General features: G+C 42.1%; 5 protein-coding genes. 2 read left to right on the top strand and 3 right to left on the bottom strand.

The features are described 5' to 3' along the window. Nucleotides 1-146: 146 nt before the first annotated feature. Both IM450_RS22080 and queG read right to left on the bottom strand, forming a co-directional pair. Nucleotides 147-785, bottom strand: coding sequence for an HAD-IA family hydrolase (locus IM450_RS22080; RefSeq protein ID WP_002803420.1), 639 nt, complete (start codon nt 783-785; stop codon nt 147-149). Continuing rightward, nucleotides 775-1,722 (bottom strand): tRNA epoxyqueuosine(34) reductase QueG, encoded by a 948-nt coding sequence (gene queG, locus IM450_RS22075; protein ID WP_287670301.1) that lies wholly within the window; start codon nt 1,720-1,722, stop codon nt 775-777. Before queG ends, IM450_RS22080 begins: the two co-directional genes overlap by 11 nt. Before the next feature lie 152 nt (nt 1,723-1,874). On the opposite strand from queG, the gene IM450_RS22070 reads away from it, so the two are divergent. Together IM450_RS22070 and IM450_RS22065 are read left to right on the top strand one after the other, a co-directional pair. Continuing rightward, complete coding sequence (locus IM450_RS22070; RefSeq protein ID WP_353737001.1) at nt 1,875-1,973, top strand: hypothetical protein; 99 nt, start codon at nt 1,875-1,877, stop codon at nt 1,971-1,973. 137 nt (nt 1,974-2,110) lie between these two features. Beyond that, the gene (locus IM450_RS22065) at nt 2,111-2,275 is read left to right on the top strand and encodes an orange carotenoid protein N-terminal domain-containing protein (protein ID WP_002803423.1); all 165 of its coding nucleotides are present in this window, start codon (nt 2,111-2,113) and stop codon (nt 2,273-2,275) included. Here the strand turns inward: IM450_RS22065 and IM450_RS22060 are convergent. Further along, complete coding sequence (locus tag IM450_RS22060; RefSeq protein WP_287670298.1) at nt 2,247-2,477, bottom strand: hypothetical protein; 231 nt, start codon at nt 2,475-2,477, stop codon at nt 2,247-2,249. The genes IM450_RS22065 and IM450_RS22060 overlap by 29 nt on opposite strands. Nucleotides 2,478-2,573: the final 96 nt, after the last annotated feature.

The following is a 2,573-nucleotide window of genomic DNA, read 5'->3' as shown; positions in this document are numbered from 1 at the left end:
TAGGTTCTGTGTGATAAGTTTAATTGACATAGGATCGATCGATCTTTGTGTCCTTTGTGTCTTTGTGGTTCGTTCCACCCCCTCGCTCTTGAGAAATGTATCTTAGAATACATTTTACCCACCAAAGCTGGGAGAGCCAAACTTTTTCAGCCAGCCCTATCTAAAATATCCAATAATTCTAGGGGATGATGAATGAGATGATCGGGGTTAAATTGAGTGAGAATTTGAGGGGAATTAAAGCCCCAAGCGACGGCCACCACTTGCACTTGACTTTTTTGGGCGGCAGTAATATCTCTGGTTTCATCGCCGACATAAATCATTTCATCGGGACAGAATTTATTTTGTCGGATCAGGCGATCAATAATTTTGTGTTTGCTGAATAAAGGCGTTCCCGAACAGATAAAATCAAATAAATTTAAGAGTTGATTATTATCTAAAAATATGGTGACATTTTCTTTGGTATTAGAAGTTATTATTCCTAATCTATAGCCTCTTTCTTTAAGAGTGGCGAGGCATTGATGCCAGCCATGGAAGGGTTTCAGACATTCAATTTGTTTATTTAATTCCCGTTTAACTCGATAGAGTAAAAAAGGGATTTTAACGGGGGAAACTTGGGATTGTTTAATAATTTCTTGGGAACTAAGGTTTTTTAGTCTGGCCAAATCTTCCTCGTTGACGGGTTGATAACCAAAATTTTTAGCCAAACGATTGACAATCTCCACGAAAGTATCGTGGGTATCGGCGATAGTACCATCAAAATCGAACACGACCACTTTAATTGTCATCTTGTGCGGGGTGAGGGGAATGAGCTAAATTAGCTTGGGCATTACGTCGCCACTGCTGGGGTTTGATTCGACGCAGGGCTGACGAGATAAAACGACGATCCCACTCCTCTATAGTTAGATTAGCTAATTCATCCAACCTTGGCGAGAGGTTTTCCGGACGAGGTTGAAAATCCTCCACGTCGGTAACTTGGGCAAAACGTTGATTCCAAGGACAGACATCTTGACAGATATCGCAGCCGGCGACCCAACCTTGTAAATTCTTGGCAATTTCTGTAGGCAAAGTTACAGCACGATTTTCGATAGTATGGTACGCAATACAGCGATTAGCATCCACCACATAGGGACTAACTATTGCTTGGGTCGGACAAGCGCTTAAACAACGGCTACAGGTGCCACAATGGGCGCTATGGGGTCGATCGGGTTCTAAAGGTAAATTAGTTAATATTTCCCCTAAAAAGACCCAACTGCCGTAATTGCGGGTAATTAAGTTACCGTTCTTGGCAATCCAGCCGATCCCTGCTCTTTGCGCCCAAACTTTATCCTGTACTGGTCCAGTATCCACATAGTAACGGGTTTGAATTTGCTCTCCCTGACTTTCTAACCATTGACTGAGGGCTTTTAATTTTTTACTTAATACTTTGTGATAATCCCGTCCCCAAGCATAACGGGAAATTTTGCCATGGTTTTGCTCTTGACTGTGTTGTTGGGGAGTGTAGTAGTTAAGGGCGAGACCAATTAGCGATCGCACTTCCGGCCAAAGAGTTTTGATATCCTGTCGTTTCGGGTTAGTCATCCAATCCATATCAGCGTGATAACCCCGCTCTAACCAGCTTTTTAGATGGGATACCGCCGAGTCTTGGCTGTCCACAGAGGCAATACCGACTTTATGGAAGCCCAACTCTAGCGCTTTTTCTTTGATTTGTGTTTCTGTCACCATAGAAATATCTTAAGTCAAGTATTTGTAATAATTATTTGCAATTCTAAATTTTTTGTTACATGATGCGCGGGTAAAGAGATAAGGCAGTAAGCAAGTCTCTAAATCAAATGAACAATCACCTGTGAGGCTTATTATAAAAAGTCAGCAATCCGATTACTGGATCCTACGGTATTCTCAGTCTTAACACCAAACTAGGTTTCTGGCATCAATTAGCGGAAATGATCAAAGGTTCTCTTGGGTTTGTTGGGTAAAATGTATTCTAAGATACAGTCCTGCTGGCAAGCGCGTGGAACGAACCACAAAGACACAAAGGACACAAAGATTGATCTCTCCTATCTAAGTTAAACTTATCACACAAAGAATAAGAGAGCCGATCAAGGAAGGAACTGTGGTTCCCGTCCCCGCTAACTACAAAATGACTCGCGAGGCGAATCTCGTCCTCACCGCTCTGCAAAGACTGGACTTTAGCCAACAAATCACCGTTTTAGGTAATGCTGTAGTGGACATGGGTGTGATCCTCTTGCCTAGTTTTTCAACTCATCTCTATCTTTAATTTTGACCAAACAACTACCTTGATCCATAACTCCTAACCTCTCGGTTAGGGGTTGTTTTTGATCGAGAGCAGTTATCTTCATGGTGAGGTAGGAAGTCTCTGATTTTAGGGAACGTCGGAACTGCGGAACAGTAGCCGGTAGATATCCAGTCTCGTCATAGTTAGTAAAAGTATAGTCAAATATAGACAGACTGAATTCCATTTCAGAAATTCCTTTCACTTTTACTTCGAGAGATTGATTCTCCTTGGGTGAACTACGCACCTCTCTATCCCATAGCGGTTAAACACATTTGGGAAT

It is taken from the genome of Microcystis sp. M083S1 (assembly GCF_020246405.1).
Lineage (GTDB): Bacteria > Cyanobacteriota > Cyanobacteriia > Cyanobacteriales > Microcystaceae > Microcystis > Microcystis aeruginosa_C.
This window is presented reverse-complemented; position numbering and strand designations above follow the sequence as displayed.

Coding starts and splice junctions, on each gene's coding strand:
- queG (WP_287670301.1), bottom strand. CDS start 1,722: ATGGTGACAGAAACACAAATCAAAGAAAAAGCGCTAGAGTTGGGCTTC.
- IM450_RS22080 (WP_002803420.1), bottom strand. CDS start 785: ATGACAATTAAAGTGGTCGTGTTCGATTTTGATGGTACTATCGCCGAT.
- IM450_RS22060 (WP_287670298.1), bottom strand. CDS start 2,477: ATGGAATTCAGTCTGTCTATATTTGACTATACTTTTACTAACTATGAC.